This window comes from Streptomyces sp. NPDC028368, assembly GCF_055565615.1.
Genome location: NZ_JBVHTY010000005.1, coordinates 382,931 through 399,850, shown reverse-complemented (window position 1 = coordinate 399,850; position 16,920 = coordinate 382,931). Strand labels below are relative to the sequence as shown.

The 16,920-nt window shown below is 68.4% G+C and carries 15 protein-coding genes and 1 tRNA gene; 8 read left to right on the top strand and 8 right to left on the bottom strand.

The features are described from left to right. Positions 1-339: 339 nt before the first annotated feature. Positions 340-2,607, top strand: coding sequence for a (Fe-S)-binding protein (locus ACZ4S3_RS14670; protein WP_467932096.1), 2,268 nt, complete (start codon positions 340-342; stop codon positions 2,605-2,607). Between the two features lie 66 nt (positions 2,608-2,673). Here the strand turns inward: ACZ4S3_RS14670 and ACZ4S3_RS14665 are convergent, their stop codons facing one another. Beyond that, on the bottom strand, positions 2,674-3,261 hold the full coding sequence (locus ACZ4S3_RS14665) for a GNAT family N-acetyltransferase (protein ID WP_467932092.1): 588 nt from the start codon (positions 3,259-3,261) through the stop codon (positions 2,674-2,676). A 338-nt stretch (positions 3,262-3,599) separates the two neighbouring features. Between ACZ4S3_RS14665 and ACZ4S3_RS14660 the strand changes: the two genes are divergently transcribed. The 3 genes from ACZ4S3_RS14660 to ACZ4S3_RS14650 all read left to right on the top strand — a co-directional run bounded on the left by ACZ4S3_RS14660 (position 3,600) and on the right by ACZ4S3_RS14650 (position 5,979). Continuing rightward, the gene (locus ACZ4S3_RS14660; protein ID WP_467932537.1) at positions 3,600-4,331 is read left to right on the top strand and encodes a ribonuclease H family protein; all 732 of its coding nucleotides are present in this window, start codon (positions 3,600-3,602) and stop codon (positions 4,329-4,331) included. 82 nt (positions 4,332-4,413) lie between these two features. Continuing rightward, the gene (locus tag ACZ4S3_RS14655; protein WP_467932089.1) at positions 4,414-4,932 is read left to right on the top strand and encodes a GNAT family N-acetyltransferase; all 519 of its coding nucleotides are present in this window, start codon (positions 4,414-4,416) and stop codon (positions 4,930-4,932) included. A gap of 99 nt (positions 4,933-5,031) precedes the next feature. Next, entirely contained in the window at positions 5,032-5,979 is a 948-nt protein-coding gene (locus tag ACZ4S3_RS14650) for a Yip1 family protein (RefSeq protein ID WP_467932535.1), read from the top strand. 116 nt (positions 5,980-6,095) lie between these two features. Here ACZ4S3_RS14650 and ACZ4S3_RS14645 read toward each other — a convergent pair whose 3' ends face one another. The 3 genes from ACZ4S3_RS14645 to dcd form a co-directional block, all read right to left on the bottom strand. Beyond that, a complete protein-coding gene (locus ACZ4S3_RS14645) occupies positions 6,096-7,709 on the bottom strand; it encodes a ricin-type beta-trefoil lectin domain protein (protein ID WP_467932086.1) in 1,614 nt (537 codons plus the stop codon). A 160-nt stretch (positions 7,710-7,869) separates the two neighbouring features. Further along, positions 7,870-8,367 (bottom strand): phosphoribosyltransferase, encoded by a 498-nt coding sequence (locus tag ACZ4S3_RS14640; protein ID WP_467932082.1) that lies wholly within the window; start codon positions 8,365-8,367, stop codon positions 7,870-7,872. 79 nt (positions 8,368-8,446) lie between these two features. Beyond that, the gene (dcd, locus tag ACZ4S3_RS14635) at positions 8,447-9,022 is read right to left on the bottom strand and encodes a dCTP deaminase (protein ID WP_467932080.1); all 576 of its coding nucleotides are present in this window, start codon (positions 9,020-9,022) and stop codon (positions 8,447-8,449) included. 666 nt (positions 9,023-9,688) lie between these two features. On the opposite strand from dcd, the gene ACZ4S3_RS14630 reads away from it, so the two are divergent. The 3 genes from ACZ4S3_RS14630 (at position 9,689) to secY (ending at position 13,352) form a co-directional block, all read left to right on the top strand. Then, positions 9,689-9,762: transfer RNA gene (locus tag ACZ4S3_RS14630), tRNA-Gly, on the top strand. 1,045 nt (positions 9,763-10,807) lie between these two features. Further along, positions 10,808-11,311 carry a SigE family RNA polymerase sigma factor gene (locus tag ACZ4S3_RS14625; RefSeq protein ID WP_467932534.1) on the top strand — a complete coding sequence of 168 codons (504 nt, stop codon included), beginning with the start codon at positions 10,808-10,810 and terminating at the stop codon, positions 11,309-11,311. Positions 11,312-12,044: 733 nt separating this feature from the next. Continuing rightward, on the top strand, positions 12,045-13,352 hold the full coding sequence (secY, locus tag ACZ4S3_RS14620; RefSeq protein ID WP_467932076.1) for a preprotein translocase subunit SecY: 1,308 nt from the start codon (positions 12,045-12,047) through the stop codon (positions 13,350-13,352). A 169-nt stretch (positions 13,353-13,521) separates the two neighbouring features. On the opposite strand, the gene ACZ4S3_RS14615 is transcribed toward secY, so the two are convergent. Then, a complete protein-coding gene (locus ACZ4S3_RS14615; protein ID WP_467932072.1) occupies positions 13,522-13,932 on the bottom strand; it encodes an ATP-binding protein in 411 nt (136 codons plus the stop codon). A gap of 651 nt (positions 13,933-14,583) precedes the next feature. On the opposite strand from ACZ4S3_RS14615, the gene ACZ4S3_RS14610 reads away from it, so the two are divergent. Next, positions 14,584-14,922, top strand: coding sequence for a MerR family transcriptional regulator (locus ACZ4S3_RS14610; protein WP_467932068.1), 339 nt, complete (start codon positions 14,584-14,586; stop codon positions 14,920-14,922). Between the two features lie 290 nt (positions 14,923-15,212). On the opposite strand, the gene trhA is transcribed toward ACZ4S3_RS14610, so the two are convergent. The 3 genes from trhA to ACZ4S3_RS14595 form a co-directional block, all read right to left on the bottom strand. After that, on the bottom strand, positions 15,213-15,998 hold the full coding sequence (trhA, locus tag ACZ4S3_RS14605; RefSeq protein ID WP_467932065.1) for a PAQR family membrane homeostasis protein TrhA: 786 nt from the start codon (positions 15,996-15,998) through the stop codon (positions 15,213-15,215). A 128-nt stretch (positions 15,999-16,126) separates the two neighbouring features. Beyond that, positions 16,127-16,435, bottom strand: a complete 309-nt coding sequence (locus ACZ4S3_RS14600) for an SCO5918 family protein (protein ID WP_467932064.1) — start codon at positions 16,433-16,435, stop codon at positions 16,127-16,129. Positions 16,436-16,495: 60 nt separating this feature from the next. Then, on the bottom strand, positions 16,496-16,885 hold the full coding sequence (locus ACZ4S3_RS14595; RefSeq protein WP_467932063.1) for a CBS domain-containing protein: 390 nt from the start codon (positions 16,883-16,885) through the stop codon (positions 16,496-16,498). Positions 16,886-16,920 lie beyond the last annotated feature (35 nt).

Genomic DNA, 16,920 nt, shown 5'->3' with positions numbered 1-16,920 from the left:
ACAGAGCTGAGTCGAGCCCACTCAACTTTTATATGGCCCTTATCCTCACCAGCGCGTTTGTAAGGACGCCAGGGCGGCGGAGGGGGTTGCGCGACGACCGCGGGAGACTGACAGGAGACCGGAAGGAGCAGGGAGGAAGCGGGGAAGAAGCGCGAAAGAGGACCCAAGAAGACGGGGCCGCCCCCCGTGAGGGTTGCCTGCGCGACACAGATCACCGGCTGGGCGGCTTCATGGGGCCGCGGATACTGGGTACTCTCAGCGCAGACCTGAAAAGTTACCGCTTAGTAATCCCGGCAATTCCCCGTAGTCCCCCGCTCTCGCAGGCCCGAGGAGCCACCCATGCAACTCGCCGCGATCATTGTGTCGCTGGTCCTAATCGCGGTCGGCGTCGCGCTGTTCGGCCGTGCCATCCTGCAGATCTACCGTTTCGTACGGCTAGGCCAGCCCGTACCCGCCGGTTCCCGCACCGACGACCCCGCGCAGCGCACCCTCACCGTCGCCAAGGAATTCCTCGGCCACACGCGGATGAACCGCTGGGGCGTGGTCGGCGTCGCGCACTGGTTCGTGGCGGTGGGCTTCTTCTCGCTGCTGCTGACGATCGTCAACGCCATCGGCCAGCTCTTCAAGGCCGACTGGCTGATCCCGGTCATCGGCAACTGGCTGCCGTGGGAGCTGTGGGTCGAGGGGATGGGCACGATGACGACCCTGGGCATCCTCGCCCTGATCGTCATCCGCCAGCTGAGCAGGCCCGGCAACGCCGGCCGCAAGTCCCGCTTCGCGGGCTCCAACACCGGCCAGGCGTACTTCGTCGAGACCGTCATCCTCATCGTCGGCATCTGCATCGTCACGCTGCACGCCCTGGAGGGCGCCCAGCACGGCGTCGACCACTACGAGGCCGCCTACTTCGCCACGTACCCGCTGGTCGCGGCCTTCAAGGGCCTGAGCCTGAGCACCCTGCAGAACCTCACCTACCTCTTCGCGGGCATCAAGATCGCGACGTCCTTCATCTGGATGATCACGGTCGCGCTGAAGACGGACATGGGTGTCGCCTGGCACCGCTTCCTGGCCTTCCCCAACATCTGGTTCAAGCGCGAGGCGTCCGGCGACGTGGCGCTGGGCGCGCTGCAGCCGATGACCAGCGAGGGCAAGCTGATCGACTTCGAGGACCCGGGCGAGGACGACCAGTTCGGCGTCTCCCAGGTCGAGCACTTCTCCTGGAAGGGCATCCTCGACTTCTCCACCTGTACCGAGTGCGGCCGCTGCCAGTCGCAGTGCCCGGCGTGGAACACCGGCAAGCCGCTGTCGCCGAAGCTGCTGATCATGGCGCTGCGCGACCACTCGCACGCGAAGGCGCCGTACCTGCTCGCGGGCGGCGGCAAGGACGCGGAGGGCAACGAGAAGGCCACCGAGGAGCAGCTCAAGGACGTCCCCGCGGCCGCCCTGGCGGAGGCCGAGCGCCCCCTGATCGGCACCCTCGAAGAGAACGGCGTCATCGACCCCGACGTCCTGTGGTCCTGCACCACCTGCGGCGCCTGTGTCGAGCAGTGCCCGGTCGACATCGAGCACGTCGACCACATCGTCGACATGCGCCGCTACCAGGTCATGATCGAGTCCAGCTTCCCCAGCGAGGCGGGCACGATGCTCAAGAACCTGGAGAAGAAGGGCAACCCCTGGGGCCTGGCCAAGAAGCAGCGCCTGGCATGGACCAAGGAGGTCGACTTCGAGGTTCCGGTCGTCGGCAAGGACATCGAGGACCTCACCGAGGTCGAGTACCTCTACTGGGTCGGCTGCGCCGGCGCCCTGGAGGACCGCGCCAAGAAGACGACGAAGGCCTTCGCGGAACTGCTGCACATCGCGGGCGTCAAGTTCGCCATCATGGGCGGCGACGAGGCCTGCACCGGTGACTCGGCCCGCCGCCTGGGCAACGAGTTCCTCTTCCAGCAGCTCGGCCAGCAGAACGTCGAGTCCCTGAACACGGCCTTCGGCGAGGACAGCGAGGACGAGTCGACGAAGAAGCCCAAGTCGTCGAAGAAGATCGTCGCCACCTGCCCGCACTGCTTCAACACCATCGCGAACGAGTACCCGCAGCTGGGCGGCGAGTTCGAGGTCATTCACCACACGCAGCTGCTGCAGCACCTCATCGACGAGGGCAAGCTCATCCCCGTCACCCCGGTGGAAGGCCTGATCACCTACCACGACCCCTGCTACCTCGGCCGCCACAACAAGGTCTACACCCCGCCGCGCGAGATCATCGCCAAGGTGCCGGGCCTGCGCAACGAGGAGATGCACCGCCACAAGGAGCGCGGCTTCTGCTGTGGCGCCGGTGGTGCCCGGATGTGGATGGAAGAGCGCATCGGCAAGCGCATCAACAACGAGCGCGTCGACGAGGCCCTGTCCCTCAACCCGGACATCGTCTCCACCGCCTGCCCCTTCTGCCTCGTCATGCTCACCGACTCCGTCAACGGCAAGAAGAACGACGGCAAGGCGAAGGAATCCATCCAGGTCGTCGACGTGGCCCAGCTCCTGCTGGACTCGGTCAGGACCCCGGTCGACCCGTCGGGCGATGCGGAGTCGGAGGACGCGCCGGAGCCCGAGCCGGTGAAGTAGCGCCGCTCGCTCCCTGACCTACGGCCGGTCCCGCTCGCTGCGGGGCCGGCCGTCGGCGTTGGAGGCCTACACGTCCCCCTGCACCCGGCCGTGCTGATGCATGTCATGCCAGCCATCGGCATGCCGGTGCGCACTCCGACGGGTGCCCTCCCCCACGAAGCCGGCCTTGGTGGCCACCCGGCAGGACGCCTCGTTACGGTCCGAGTGCACCAGCTCGAGCCGGTGAAACCCGGCCTCGTCCAGTGCCCAGCCGGCCAGGGTAACCAGGGCCCGGGGCGCGACACCCTTCCCCCGAGCGCCCGGCAGCACCCAGTACGCGCACTCGGCGAGCCCCCGCTGAAGATCCATCCACCGAAGGGCCACCCGCCCCAGCACCTCGCCGCCGACGGCCCCCGTAACCGCCCACTGAGCCGCCCTCTCCTCCCGCCAGCCCCGCCCACAGGCCGCGACCCACTCCCGCGCCTCCTCCAGCGACGCCACGTGCCCCGAGTGCCAGCTCCGGATCGCCGGGTCCTCGTAAGCGCCCCGCACAACGGCGGCATCGCCGTCCGCCCAGGGCCGCAACACCAACTCCCCGTCCTGCGACCGCAGCGAGGGCTGAGCGGCGCAGGAGAGACTCCCCGCGGGGATGACGGGCGCGAACTTGAAGGTCATGATCGGCATCCTCGCCGCGGCAGGCGCCCGGCACCAGGCGGATTTCCGCCCCGACGCGTGCGCCTCTACGCGGCTCCGCCGTCGAGCCGGCCCGCCTGGACGGTCTGGAGGAAGTCCCGGAGGGAGTCGGGGGTGGCGGTGTGGGGCTGGTTCCCGCTCAGCGATCAACTCCTGTGCCCCAACGGGAAGTTCGTATGGCGCGAGATCGCACCGAAGGAGGCGGGCAAAGCGAGCGAGGCGAACGCCTTACGGTGCGGCCAGGCCGCCCAGCCCCCCGGCGCCGGGCCACGGCGGGCCCCGCCGCAGGCACGGTTTCGCCCCACGGGGCGCCCCCTGACATCATCGCCCGCATGGCTGAACGCGTGATCGCCGCATGTGACGGTGCCTCGAAGGGAAACCCCGGACCCGCGGGCTGGGCGTGGGTCGTCGGCGACGGTGCGGGCACCGCTGCCCGCTGGGAGGCCGGCCCCCTGGGCACCGCCACCAACAACGTCGCGGAACTCACCGCGCTGGAACGCCTACTGGCGGCCATCGATCCGGCCGTCCCGGCGGAGATCCGGATGGACTCGCAGTACGCGATGAAGGCGGTCACCACCTGGCTGCCCGGCTGGAAGCGCAAGGGATGGAAGACGGCGGCGGGCAAGCCGGTCGCCAACCAGGAGCTCGTGATGCGGATCGACGCGCTGCTCCAGGGGCGCTCCGTGGAATTCCGGTACGTGCCCGCGCACCAGGTGGACGGCGACCCGCTCAACGACTTCGCCGACCGCGCCGCGAGCCAGGCCGCCACCCTCCAGGAGCCCGCCGGCAGCGAGCTGGGCTCCCCGGTGCCGCCGCCCTCGCCCGACACCCCCCGGCCCGGTGGCACCCGCCGTCGCACCAACGGCTCACCCGCGAAAGCCGCGTCGTCCGCTACCCGGGGACGCGCCTCGGGGGCCTCGTCACGAACCCTCAACGCCAAGTTCCCCGGCCGCTGCCGCTGTGGCCGCTCCTACACGGCCGGCGAGCCCATCGCCAAGAACGCCGACGGCTGGGGACACCCGGCGTGCCGGGACGGCGCGGACGGCAGCTAGGGCCTGTCGCCGCTCCGCCAACGAGCCGGGCACCCGACGAAATCCAGTTGCCCCCCACACCCCCCGCCCCAACCATGACCGCATGGAAGACCACATGGACGAGGCCCCCCACGCCGCGCCCCCACCCCTCCGCATACGCCCCGCCGCCCCCACGGACGCCCCCGCCATCGCCGCCGTCCACCAGGCGTCCCGGCGCGCCACCATGCCGTACCTCCCGCCCCAGCGGCGCACCCACGACGAGGTCACCCGCTGGATCCGCGAGATCGTGCTGCCCAAGTGCCGCACCCTGGTAGCGGCCCGCGGCCCGGAGATCCTCGGCTACGCGGCCGTACAGCGCGATCTCCTCGACCACCTCTATCTCCGCCCGGACGTCCGCCGTACCGGCATCGGCACCCTGCTCCTCACCGAGGCACAGCGGCTCAGCCCCGAGGGCCTGACCCTCCATGTCTTCCAGCTCAACACCGGCGCCCGCGCCTTCTACGCCCACCACGGCTTCACGGTCATCGCCACCGGCGACGGCAGCGACAACATGGAGAACCTGCCGGACCTGACCCTCCGCTGGGCACCCGGCCGGCGCCAGTCCCCTCCGGGCTCCCCCTAGGGGATGTCACAGCTCAGCAGCAAACCACCGCCCACTCTCCGTGCCCGGCCACCGAGTCCGTGCGGACCAGGTACTTTCGAATACGTGGCTGGATTCAGGATGGGTCGCGGACGGGATCCCCGCACCGCACAGGACAGGCAGCAGCAGGCGCACCAGGGGCAGCAGGCTCCGTACGGCCGGCAAGGACCGTACGGGCAGCAGCAGCCCCCGTCCCCGCATGGGCAGTGGCAGCCGCCGCAGCCCCCGCAGGGCTATGGCGGCGCGCCGCAGGGCGGGCACGGCGAGCCGGAGTACTTCGGCGACGGTGGCTACGAGCCCCCACAGCCGTCGCACGCGCCGCACGCCGACGACAACAACGCCGGCCACACCCGCCAGTTCAGCATCGGCGAGGCCCCGGACTCGTACGACCCGCACCCCGGCCAGTACGACAACGGCCCCGGCCCCGACGGCCAGTACGCCGACGGCGGCACGTACCGCGCCGGCCAGGCCACCGCGCCGCCGGCCGGCCCCCGGCTGCACTGGAAGCAGCTGCTGTCCGGCATCGTGCTGCGCCCCGCGCCCACGTTCTGGCAGATGCGCGACCACACGGTGTGGGGCCCCGCGCTGACCGTCACCTTCATCTACGGCCTGCTCGCGGTCTTCGGCTTCGACAAGGCCCGCGAGGACGTGCTCAACGCCACCCTCTCCCAGAGCATCCCCTGGGTGGGGGTCACCGCCGTGGTGTTCATCATCGGCAGCGTGATCCTGGGCGCGGTCACCCACACCATGGCCCGCCAGTTCGGCGGCGACGGCGCCTGGGCACCAACCATCGGCCTGGCCATGCTGATCATGACGATTCCGGACGCTCCCCGGCTGCTTTTCGCCATGTTCCTCGGCGGTGACAGCCCGATCGTCCAGGTCCTGGGCTGGCTGACCTGGCTCGCCACCGGCTTCCTGCTCACCTCCATGGTCAGCAAGTCGCACGACCTGCCGTGGCCCAAGGCCCTCGGCGCCTCCGCCATCCAGCTGGTCGCGCTGCTGGCCCTGGTGAAGCTCGGCACGATCTGACCGCCGCTCTCCTCCGGCCATATGTACGCCGAAGGGCCCGCTACGGATGTCCGTAGCGGGCCCTTCGCGTACCGAAGCCGTCAGGCGAACCCGAGCCGTCAGGCAATCCGCCTCTCTCAGGCGAACCGCTGCCCGGCCGACCCGTCACACCCCTGCAACCGCAGCGGCTCCTTCGCCCCGCCCAGCGTCAGGCACAGCGACGTCGCCCCGGCCGGCCGGATGGTGCCGCCGCCGGCGTCCTCGCGTACGAACTGCTGGTTGGCCGCACCCGAGCAATTCCACAGCACCAGCCCGGCCCCCGGCTCATACCGCCCGCCGGGCACGTCCAGGCACCGGTCCTGCGTCAGCCCCACGTGGACCGACTTCTGCCCTGCGGCCGGGTCGTACCACCAGGTCTGATTGCGCTGCCCATTGCAGTCCCAGCCGCCCACAGCCGTCCCATTACGGCTGGAACCGCCGGTCGCATCCACACAACTGCCCGTACCGGCATTCTTCAGCGGCCGGTACGCATCGTCCCAGGCCCCGGCATACAGCGTCGGCTGCCCGCTGCTCGCCGGATCCGCGCAGGACGCCTCCCGTAGCCCCGACGCCGCGTACAGCTGCGTCAGACACGAGGCGAACGCGCCGTGCCCGCGCACATTCGGGTGGAACGACTGCCGCACCGAATTGGCGTCCGGCGGGAAGGGGTTGGAGATATTGACGTACAGCCCGCGGGCCCAGGCATCCTCCATGCACACCTCATGCCCATGGAAGAGCCGGGAGGCATCGAGATAGGTCGCCCCGGTGTCCTGCGCGGCCTTCCGCATCCCCCGTTCAAAGGCGGGCACCGCGGCATTACGCCCCCACCCCGCATCGGACGTATATCCGGTGCAGCCGCCCGGCAGCTTCCCGGGGAAACTCGGGTTGTCCTCCACATCGGGCCCGATAGGACTCGGATACGACATCACCACGAGCCGGTAGTCGCCATCCGCGTATCCCGCGTCCCGCATCACGGTCCGCAGATCATTCACCGTCTGCTCGACCTTGGGCACCAGCCCGTCGACCCGCGTCTGCCACCCCGGCTGGTATTTCGGCTCGCAGGTTCCCTGCAGCAGGAACCAGCGCTCGACGCAATCCGTCATCACCGGCCCGAACTGCAGATCATCATTGGCCCCGGCGACCAGCAGCACCATCTTCAGCCGCGTATTCCGGGCCTTGATCGCCAGACTGTCGCTCTGCACCAGCTCGTCCGGGTACTGCTTACTCCCGCCGATCCGGATATTGCCGCTGTACGCTCCCGAGCACGCGACGTTGTATGTCACATCCGCCGCAATGCCGGTCCGGTGAATCGCGGAATCCGGCGACCGATGACACCAATTGGTCGGCCCGTCCGTTCCCGGCTCGTACGTCCCGACGCCCTCCCCCGAGATCTCACTGTCCCCCAGCGAGATCAACGAGGTCTTACGCTCCCCGGCCGGCCGCTCTGCCGGATCGCCGTACAGTTTGGTGGCCTCCGCGGCCCGGATCTTCTCCAACTCGGGCGGCAACGGCTTCCCCGCCACGGCCGTGGAAGGGGCCACCGGATCGGCGGCGGCAACCCCGGCTCCGCCGACCCCGCCCACCACCAGCGCCGCCAGTCCACACACGGACCACAAAGCCGGCCATCGCGGCCGTCCCGAGCTTCGCGGCCGTCCCGGCCTTCTCGGTCTTCCCGGCTTTCCCGCCGTTCTCGCCCATCCCGCCCGCGCCATTGGGCCTCCCCTCCGGTCTGCTGTTACCGCCGGTTTCTACTCGGAGGTAGTCACCGGCGGAACAGACGGAACGGGATTGGCCGAAAGCCACGCAAGGCAAAGCGGTGGCGGGCGGCCCGCCTGTCAACTCCCTGACAAAGAAGGGGAGTCGGGGTATCACTCAGGCATCAAGAACCTGATTCTCCCGCCGCACCACGGGCGGCTCGACACTCCACGGGAAATTGATCCATTCGTCCGTGCGCTTCCACACGTACTCGCACTTCACCAGCGAGTGCGACTTCTCATAGATCACCGCGCTACGGACTTCCGCCACCGTGCCCTGGCAGAAGTCGTGGACCAGCTTCAGCGTCTTACCGGTGTCCGCGACATCATCGGCGATCAGCACCTTCTTGTCCGAGAAGTCGATCGCATTCGGCACCGGCGCCAGCATGACCGGCATCTCCAGAGTGGTCCCCACCCCGGTATAGAACTCCACATTCACCAGGTGGATGTTCTTGCAGTCCAGCGCGTACGCCAGACCACCCGCGACAAACACGCCACCCCGCGCGATCGAGAGCACGACGTCGGGCTCGTACCCGTCATCCGCGATCGTCTGCGCCAGCTCCCGGATCGCCCCGCCGAAGCGCTCGTACGTCAGGTTCTCCCGCACTCCACTCACGTATCTCTCTCAGACCTTCTGTCGGTGTACGCCGGCAACCGTTCAGACCTGCGTCAGACCTGTAACTCAGGCCTCTCACTCAGACCTGCGAACGGTGAAAGTTCATGAACGACCGCGACGGGGTCGGGCCGCGCTGCCCCTGGTAACGGGAGCCGTACCGCTCGCTGCCGTAGGGGTGCTCGGCCGGCGAGGTCAGCCGGAACATACACAGCTGCCCGATCTTCATGCCCGGCCACAGCTTGATCGGCAGCGTCGCGACATTGCTCAGCTCAAGCGTCACATGCCCGCTGAACCCCGGGTCGATGAACCCGGCGGTCGAATGCGTCAGCAACCCCAGCCGTCCGAGGCTGGACTTGCCCTCCAGCCGCGACGCGACGTCGTCGGGCAGGCTGATGACCTCATACGTCGAGGCCAGCACGAACTCACCCGGGTGCAGGATGAACGCCTCATCCCCCTCCGGAACGACCTCCCGGGTCAGGTCGGTCTGCTCGACGGCGGGGTCGATGTGCGGGTACCGGTGGTTCTCGAACACCCGGAAATAGCGGTCGAGGCGCACGTCAATGCTGGACGGCTGCACCATCGACGCGTCATAGGGGTCGATGCGCACCCGACCAGCGTCGATCTCGGCCCGGATGTCCTTGTCTGAGAGAAGCACGCAGACGAGGATACGCGCCCGCACCACCCCCACCGCACGACGAGGGCCCGACCCACCTGGGCCGGGCCCTCACTGCTTCTCTCCTACCGCTCCCCGCTGGTCCCCTACTTCTTCCCGCTACTTCTTCCTGCTACTTCTCTCCTGCTTCCGTGCCGTTCCTGCTCCCGCTGCGCATGCCCGTCCCGCTACCTCTTGGCGTATTCCACGGGCACCGACTGCCGCAGCCGAGCGCAGCGCGGGCAACGCAGCAACCGTCCGGGACCGAGCCGGTCGGTGGTCTGCATGGGGAACGAAGCGGTGCTGAACACGTGGCCCTCGGCGCAACGTACGACGGTGCGGTCCATCAAGTCCCTCTCCCAACTGCGTGGACAACAAAAGCCACATTAGGGGATGAACTGGATGCCCTCACACGCGGCACTCCGAGCACCCACCGTACGCCCCAACTCCCGCGCCCCGCAGCCGCATCCCGCCCCCGCGACACACCCGCCACCGCCCACCGAACCCCCGGGCGGCACCCCATCCGCACCCCGTCAGCGCCCCTCATCAGCGCCTCCTGCACACCGCATCCGCGCTCCCTCCACGCCCCGGAAATGCCAAATGCTCCGACGGGGAGCGATGGGGTAGAGTGTGCGACGATGCTTCGCTCTGCATTCCAGGGCGAATCACGCGGGTGTAGTTTAATGGTAGAACATGAGCTTCCCAAGCTCAGAGCGCGGGTTCGATTCCCGTCACCCGCTCCATGCGAAAGCCCCAGGTCGACGACCTGGGGCTTAGTTGTTTTCTCGTCCAATTTCGGGGCGCCGCACCACTAGCGCACCGCTAGACCCCCAATGGAGGGCCCAGCGGCGGCCCTGGGTCGGAAATCGAACCTCAACCCTGGGGTTAGCTCGAATCCTGAGATCCATTTTGCGTGACCCGCTCACGCCAACTGCTGTGCGAGGAACGGACGATGAAGGTGCATGGCGGGCGGGTTAGCCAATAGACCCGCAGGCCAGAAGGGGGATTCACTCGTCCGCCTGCCTTCGGCATGCCCCGGCCTCGGCCAGCATCAAGCCGCCCAGGAGCGGCCGATACCTGCCGAACCGGCGTCCTGGGCGGATCGGTTGGTCGGCCTAGAAGGGGCGCACCACTCGTGCACCACTAGGGCTCGTCCGATGGGTCCTGTAACTGCGTCACGTGTCCACCGGCCGGCATCCGGAACTCGTCGGCCCGACGCGCCCAGTCAGCCTGGGGCATGGCCGTGAAGTCCCCTGTCGCAGATGGGCCGTTCAGGAAGAAGGCCACCCGGTTCCGCTCGACTGCGGCAACGTGCTTGATCAGGCCGCCCAGCACAGCTCGCGGCCCCAGCCAGGTCGCGGATGGTCAGCTCGTCAACGGTCATGGCATCCGCCTTCCGTGTTCCTCTTCCGCCAAGCGGTCGTCTTCCGTCTCGGCGTGGACGGCGCGCAGGTGGTCCACGATCGGCCGGGGCAGCGAGTGTGTCCGGCTGCTCAACACGGTCAGCGGGACATTCGGGTGCCATGCGTTCCACGCGTTGCGTACCTCGTCGGCAGTCTTCGCGTCCTGGTCGTCGGGGTGTACGGGCCCGCAGGCATTCGGACTGACTCGTCTACCACCCGCAAACATCCCGTCCGATCTGCCGCCGCCGACCCGGACACGTCGAGCCGTGGGCACGGCCGGGATGGCTTGCGTGAGCCACGTCACTTGTCGGGGGTGCATAGCGGGGCAGGGGCCAGTGCCTTTATTGAGGGTGTAGGGGCGTGTTGAGGTGAGGGGGTGACGCTGATGGGGCAGTTGCGGGCCGATGAGTTCGACCGGTTCGTGGCGGCTCGGTGGTCGGCGTTGCTTCACCTGGCGCGGCTGTTCACCGGTGGCGACCGACACCGGGCCGAGGATCTACTGCAGGAAGCGCTCGTCAAACTGTGGTTTGCCTGGCCGAAGGTGGCCAAGGAGGCGCCCGAGGCGTATGCGCGCAGGGTCTTGGCCCGTGCTGCGGCTCGCTCGGCACGGCGTCGCTGGTGGGGCGAGCACCCTGTGGACCAGCTGCCCGACCCGCCCGAGGTGACAGACGAGACCGCTGCCGTGGACGAGCAGACCCGGTTGGAGGCCGTGTTGGCGTTGCTGCCGGCGCGGCAGCGGGCTGCGGTGGTGCTGCGCTACTACCAGGACCTGCCCGAGCGGGATGTCGCGGAGGTACTGGGCTGTCCGGTGGGTACCGCCCGTTCACTGACGTCACGCGGCGTTGCACGGTTGCGTCAGCTTCTGGCTGAGGCAGAGCCGGTGGAGTGAAGAGGGAGCTATGGATCACTTCGAGCAGGAGCTGGCGCGGATGATGCGCGACGGCCAGGAGGACACGCTCTATGAGGACCGGCACCGCGACCGACTGCACGCCGGCGTTCGCGCACGCCGGCGGGCTCGAGCGGCCTGGACGGCCACCGGATCAGTGCTGACCGTTGCCGGGCTCGGAGTCGGACTGATGGTCCTGCCAAGCTCCTTCGCTCAGGACGGCCCCACAGGCCCTCAGCACCGCCCCGGCACCCCCGCCGAGTCGGTCCCGATGCCGTCGAGACCCCGCCCCGTGCCCAGTGCCACGAAGGCGCCGATGCCGACCTGCACGTCAACCACCCGGTCGGTTCCGATGCCGACCTGCGCCCCAACTACCGGCCCGGTGCCGATGCCGACCCGCGCCCCGACTACCGGCCTGGTGCCGATGCCGTACCGTCCCTCACCCGCCGAGCCGGTTCCGACGCCGACACAAACCCCGACCGCCAGGTAGCGCCTTGGCCGCGGTCAAGCGGTCCCGATGGGTGTGTACGGAAGCCCAGCGTCCGTACGCCTGGGCGAGAGGGAGACGGCGACTTTTGCGCGCGCACCGCACCCTGGGCAACCAAGTCGGCCACGGGGTCCTGCCTCGGAACCCGCCGTGCGGGCGAGCTCCGCGCAGTACAGCCGCTACGTATTCGTCGATCCTCAAGACCGTCGCCTCCCTGCCCTAAGAGTGGCGGGAGGCGCAGGAGGCACCGTGCTCACCGCGTTCGCCCGAGCGTTCAAGACGCCCGACCTGCGCAAGAAGCTGCTGTTCACGTTGGGCATCATCGTGCTCTACCAGGTCGGAGCGCACATCCCGGTCCCTGGGGTGAAGTACGCGAACGTCGAGTTCTGCATGGAGCGGACCCACGCCAACAGCGGGTTGTTCGGCCTGGTGAACATGTTCAGCGGTGGTGCGCTGCTGCAGGTCACGATCTTCGCGCTGGGGATCATGCCGTACATCACGGCGAGCATCATCCTCCAGCTGCTGACCGTGGTGATTCCGCGGTTGGAGGCCCTCAAGAAGGAGGGGCAGTCCGGCCAGGCGAAGATCACCCAGTACACCCGCTATCTGACCGTGGCGCTCGCCGCCCTGGAGGGCACCGCCCTGGTGGCCGCCGCCCGCGCCGGTTCGCTCTTTCAGGGCTGCACGCGCCAGATCGTGCCCAACGGCTCGGTCTTCACCACCATCACGATGGTCATCACGATGACCGCCGGTGCGGCCCTGATCATGTGGCTCGGGGAGATGGTGACCGACCGCGGTATCGGCAACGGCATGTCGATCCTGATGTTCATCTCGATCGCCGCCCGCTTCCCGGGCGCGCTGTGGCAGGTCAAGCTTCAGGGCAAGCTCGCCGGCGGCTGGATCGAGTTCTTCGCGGTGATCCTGGTGGGCCTGGCGATGGTCGCCCTGGTGGTCTTCGTCGAGCAGGCCCAGCGGCGCATCCCGGTGCAGTACGCGAAGCGGATGATCGGCCGCCGGTCCTACGGCGGTACGTCCACGTACATCCCGCTCAAGGTGAACCAGGCGGGTGTGATTCCCGTCATCTTCGCGTCATCGCTGCTCTCCATCCCGGCGCTCATCGCACAGTTCAGCGGGTCGAAGGCGGCATGGGCGACCTGGATCGCCACCACCTTCACCAAGGGAGACCACCCCGTTTACCTCGCCGCGTACGTCTTGTTGATCGTGTTCTTCGCCTTCTTCTACGTGGCCATCAGCTTCAACCCCGAAGAAGTCGCCGACAACATGAAGAAGCACGGTGGCTTCGTCCCGGGCATCCGGGCCGGTCGCCCGACGGCCGAGTACCTCAGCTACGTCCTCAACCGGATCACGTGGCCGGGCTCGCTGTACCTGGGGCTGATCGCACTCGTACCAACAATGGAGTTGGTGCTGTTCAACGCGAACCAGAACTTCCCCTTCGGCGGGACAAGCATCCTCATCATCGTGAGTGTGGGCCTGGAGACCGTGAAGCAGATCGAGAGCCAGCTTCAGCAGCGCAATTACGAAGGGTTCCTCCGCTGATGCGAATCGTCCCCGTCGGACCCCCCGGGGGGGCGGCAAAGGTACCCGGGCCGCGTACCTCGCCAAGAACCTCGCGCGATCCCAGAGGTTCATCCCCGCCCTGAAGACATCGATTGAAGCTGATGGGATTCATGTCATGTCCCGATGCGCAGCTCGCCGACAGGCCCCGCTACCGGGGGAGTTGGGCATGGATGGTTTTGCCGGTTCCGGGGGCGGGGGTGATGGCCAGGTGGCTGGCAAGGTGGCGGACCATGTGCCAGCCGAAGCCACCGCCGCCGTTGAGATCAGGTGCGCGTTCGCGGGGGGCCGCTGAGCTGAGGTCGCTGACCGCGGCGGTCAGCGTGTCCGGGCCGGCAAAGAGTTGGAGGGTGTACCGGCCACCGCCGTGGCGCAGTGCGTTGGTGGCGAGTTCGGAGACCACCAGGAGGAAGGTGTCCGTGCGCTCGGGATCCGGTGCTGGAGTGAGGTTGTCAGCGAATGCGCGGGTCGCCTCGCGGGCCCGGTGGATGCTGTCCAGGCTTTCGCCCCGCACCACGGTCGGCACGGGATGAGAGGCGCTGGTGATCTTCATACCGTTCATGCGCGTACACCCCACCTGTGATCTGTTGCGCCCTTTTTGCCGTGGCAGGCAGCGTGCCCGCCCCTTCGGTTCCCACACCCCGGACAACGCGCTTCCTGGTGCCGTTTCCATCAGGCGCGGACGACAGAAGCTCGGCCATCACCTTGCCAGAAAATCTGTCATGGCGGCGGTAGACATGCGGCCTCTCGGGGTTTAGGCTTTTCGTCGTAGCCAAGAGATCGAAAGGCGTGGCAGAGGTCGAACTGCCGCGCGTGCAGCACCAGAAGAGGCACGGCAGTGGAGTCGCGGGGCCGAAAGGTATGCAGGTGGGCCCCGCGACTGACTGCCGGGCCGGGCGACCCCCGGGGCCGCGAGCGGAATCGCAGGATCCGCAGTAGCAAGCAGGCCGGCAGAAGGATGAGAAGGAGGCAGACACCATCAGGATCGCCCGGGCGAGGAAGTGAGTCCGCTCGGGTACCGCAGGCCCCGGAATGGAAGGTGGTCCCCGGTCACACATCCGCGATCCCCGCACTTCCCGCCCTCTCCCGGGCGACGGTGCGGAAACAGAAAGCCGGCACCACAGTAAGCCGGCAGATGGTGTTCAATCCCTCGGGGCCCTGGTGCGTGTTCGGCACCAGGGCCCCACGATGCATTCCCCCATCAGAGGTGCAAATGACCGCAGAAATCTCTCACGACCGTCTCAACGACGAGGACTACCCCGCCTACACCATGGGTCGAGCCGCCGAAATGCTCGACACCACCCCCGCCTTCCTGCGGGCCCTCGGTGAGGCCAAGCTGATCACGCCGTTGCGTTCCGAGGGCGGCCACCGCCGCTACTCCCGCTACCAGCTGCGTATCGCCGCACGCGCCCGCGAACTCGTCGACCAGGGAACCCCCGTCGACGCCGCCTGCCGCATCATCATCCTCGAAGACCAGCTCGACGAAGCTCAGCGCATCAACGAAGAACTGCGCACTTCACCCTCCGGGCCCCGCCGCAAGACCGACGCCTGAACTCCGCTTCCGCGCCCGCGCACGGCCGCCCGCGCCCCGGGGACGTTCAGTCACCGTCGGACAGGCCGGAGTCACAGCCGACCCACAGCAACCACGCAGACGAGCTCCGTCGATATCGTCGCCGGAGCTCTTCGCCGTCAGCCTGACGCCAACCGGGTTGAGCGCCACGGTCGCGGTATGCCCTGATCTCGCGGCAGCGTCCGAGGCTCCGCGCCTCTGATTCACCGGGAGCCGGGCGGGCCATCGGGACGTGGGACGGACGAGGCCCACGCGCCAGGACACTGCTGTGGTCAGCAGGCGGCGAGGGAGATGGCGATGTAGTGCGCAGTGAAGCCTGCCACCGTCAGGGCGTGGAAGACCTCGTGGAAGCCGAACCAGCGAGGTGAGGGGTCGGGGCGCTGGAGGGCGTAGACCACCGCACCCACGCTGTAGAGGAGACCGCCGGTCACGATCAGGGTGAGTACGGCCGCTCCGCCGGTGTGCAGGAAGTCGGGCAGGTAGCGCACCGGTGCCCAGCCCAGGGCCAGGTAGCAGGGGGTGTACAGCCATCGGGAAGCTGCGACCCACAGGACGCGGAAGGCGATGCCGACCAGCGCCCCCGTCCACACGATCCACAGCAGGACGGGCCGCTGGTCCGTAGGGAGGAGGAGCACGGCCAGGGGGGTGCAGGTGCCGGCGATGATGAGGAAGATATTGGCGTGGTCGAGACGACGCAGAACGGCCTCGCCGAGCGGCCCCCAGGTGCCGCGGTGGTAGATGGCGCTCGTCCCGAACAGCAGCAACGCGGTGAGGGAGTACACGGTGCAGGCCAGGGCGGCCTGCGGGGTCCGGGCCAGGCTGATGAGGACGACGCCTGCGATCAGCGCGGCGGGGACCGTTGCGGCGTGGAGCCAGCCACGAAGCTTCGGCTTGATCGGCTCCACCAGTCCGGCCGCCCGCTCCACCAGAGCGGCAGCCGGGTGAGAGCCCTCCCCGGCACTGTCACGGTGCGCTCCGCGGGGTTGGCCGGCTGGAGCACGTTCTCCCCTCACCGGGGCGAGGGGCACACTTCCGGATTCGGCGGCGTCGCGGGACACAGCTTCCGTCCTCCTTCGGACTGTCGGGCCTCGCTGACAACCAGGTAGCCACGGCAGGAGTCACCCCGCAACACCGTGTGGGGAGGTCAGCCTCGGACCGTCGGGCCTGCATTGCCACAGCGGTCCGGTCAGGCTCGGGCCGGGTGCCCCAGCAAGGCCGACGCCGTCTCCAGTGGCGTGAGACCGGTCGGTGGCACGAGCGCGGCAGCCGGGCGGCACACGAAGCCGAGGCGGCTCAGAGCTCGGGTCACTTCGCCGGCGGAGAAGTCACGACGGTCCTGCCGGGTGATGATCTCCCCGACCTGTTTGACGGGGTAATGGCGGCGGCCGATGAGCACGGACTCACCCGTGACGGGTTCGGGTTTGACGCCCTTCATCGCATCCTGCACCTCGGTCTTGAGCAGGTTGAAGGGGAAGCCGGCGATGACGACGCGCATAGTGCCTCTACAAGGTCGAAGAGAAGCCGGAAACGGATCACCGGCCCGGGCGGGGAGGTATCAACGGGTGAGGACGACGACGCCCAGGGCGTGCCCGTCCTCACCGATCACGGGTGAGGCCCGCAGCGCGCGTTGGCGCATGGCGCGTTCGGCGTCGTGTACAGACATCACGGGCGAAGTGAAGGGCCCCCGGTCGTAGACGATGTCCCGCAACCGGGTCTCCTCGGTGTACCAGGCCCCTTGGTGGTGGGCTGTCATCTGGGAACGGGTGATCAGGCCCGTACATCGCCCGTCCTCGTCACGGACGAGGAGATGGTCGGCACGGGCCCCGATGAGGACGGACAGCGCCAGGTCGACGATCATGTCGTCGCCGACCTGTGGTCCCGGCGACGTCATGACGTCGCCAGCTGCCTTGCCGGAGCAGTCCGCCTGGGGGGAGCTCTGAAGCATCAACGAAAGCCTCCGTGACGATGGTGATCCGACGA

Bases quoted from the DNA above. Each gene is read 5' to 3' on its own strand.
- ACZ4S3_RS14670 (WP_467932096.1), top strand. From the start codon at position 340: ATGCAACTCGCCGCGATCATTGTGTCGCTGGTCCTAATCGCGGTCGGC.
- ACZ4S3_RS14665 (WP_467932092.1), bottom strand. From the start codon at position 3,261: ATGACCTTCAAGTTCGCGCCCGTCATCCCCGCGGGGAGTCTCTCCTGC.
- ACZ4S3_RS14655 (WP_467932089.1), top strand. From the start codon at position 4,414: ATGGAAGACCACATGGACGAGGCCCCCCACGCCGCGCCCCCACCCCTC.
- ACZ4S3_RS14650 (WP_467932535.1), top strand. From the start codon at position 5,032: ATGGGTCGCGGACGGGATCCCCGCACCGCACAGGACAGGCAGCAGCAG.
- ACZ4S3_RS14645 (WP_467932086.1), bottom strand. From the start codon at position 7,709: ATGGCGCGGGCGGGATGGGCGAGAACGGCGGGAAAGCCGGGAAGACCG.
- ACZ4S3_RS14625 (WP_467932534.1), top strand. From the start codon at position 10,808: ATGGGGCAGTTGCGGGCCGATGAGTTCGACCGGTTCGTGGCGGCTCGG.
- ACZ4S3_RS14615 (WP_467932072.1), bottom strand. From the start codon at position 13,932: ATGAACGGTATGAAGATCACCAGCGCCTCTCATCCCGTGCCGACCGTG.
- ACZ4S3_RS14610 (WP_467932068.1), top strand. From the start codon at position 14,584: ATGACCGCAGAAATCTCTCACGACCGTCTCAACGACGAGGACTACCCC.
- ACZ4S3_RS14600 (WP_467932064.1), bottom strand. From the start codon at position 16,435: ATGCGCGTCGTCATCGCCGGCTTCCCCTTCAACCTGCTCAAGACCGAG.
- ACZ4S3_RS14595 (WP_467932063.1), bottom strand. From the start codon at position 16,885: ATGCTTCAGAGCTCCCCCCAGGCGGACTGCTCCGGCAAGGCAGCTGGC.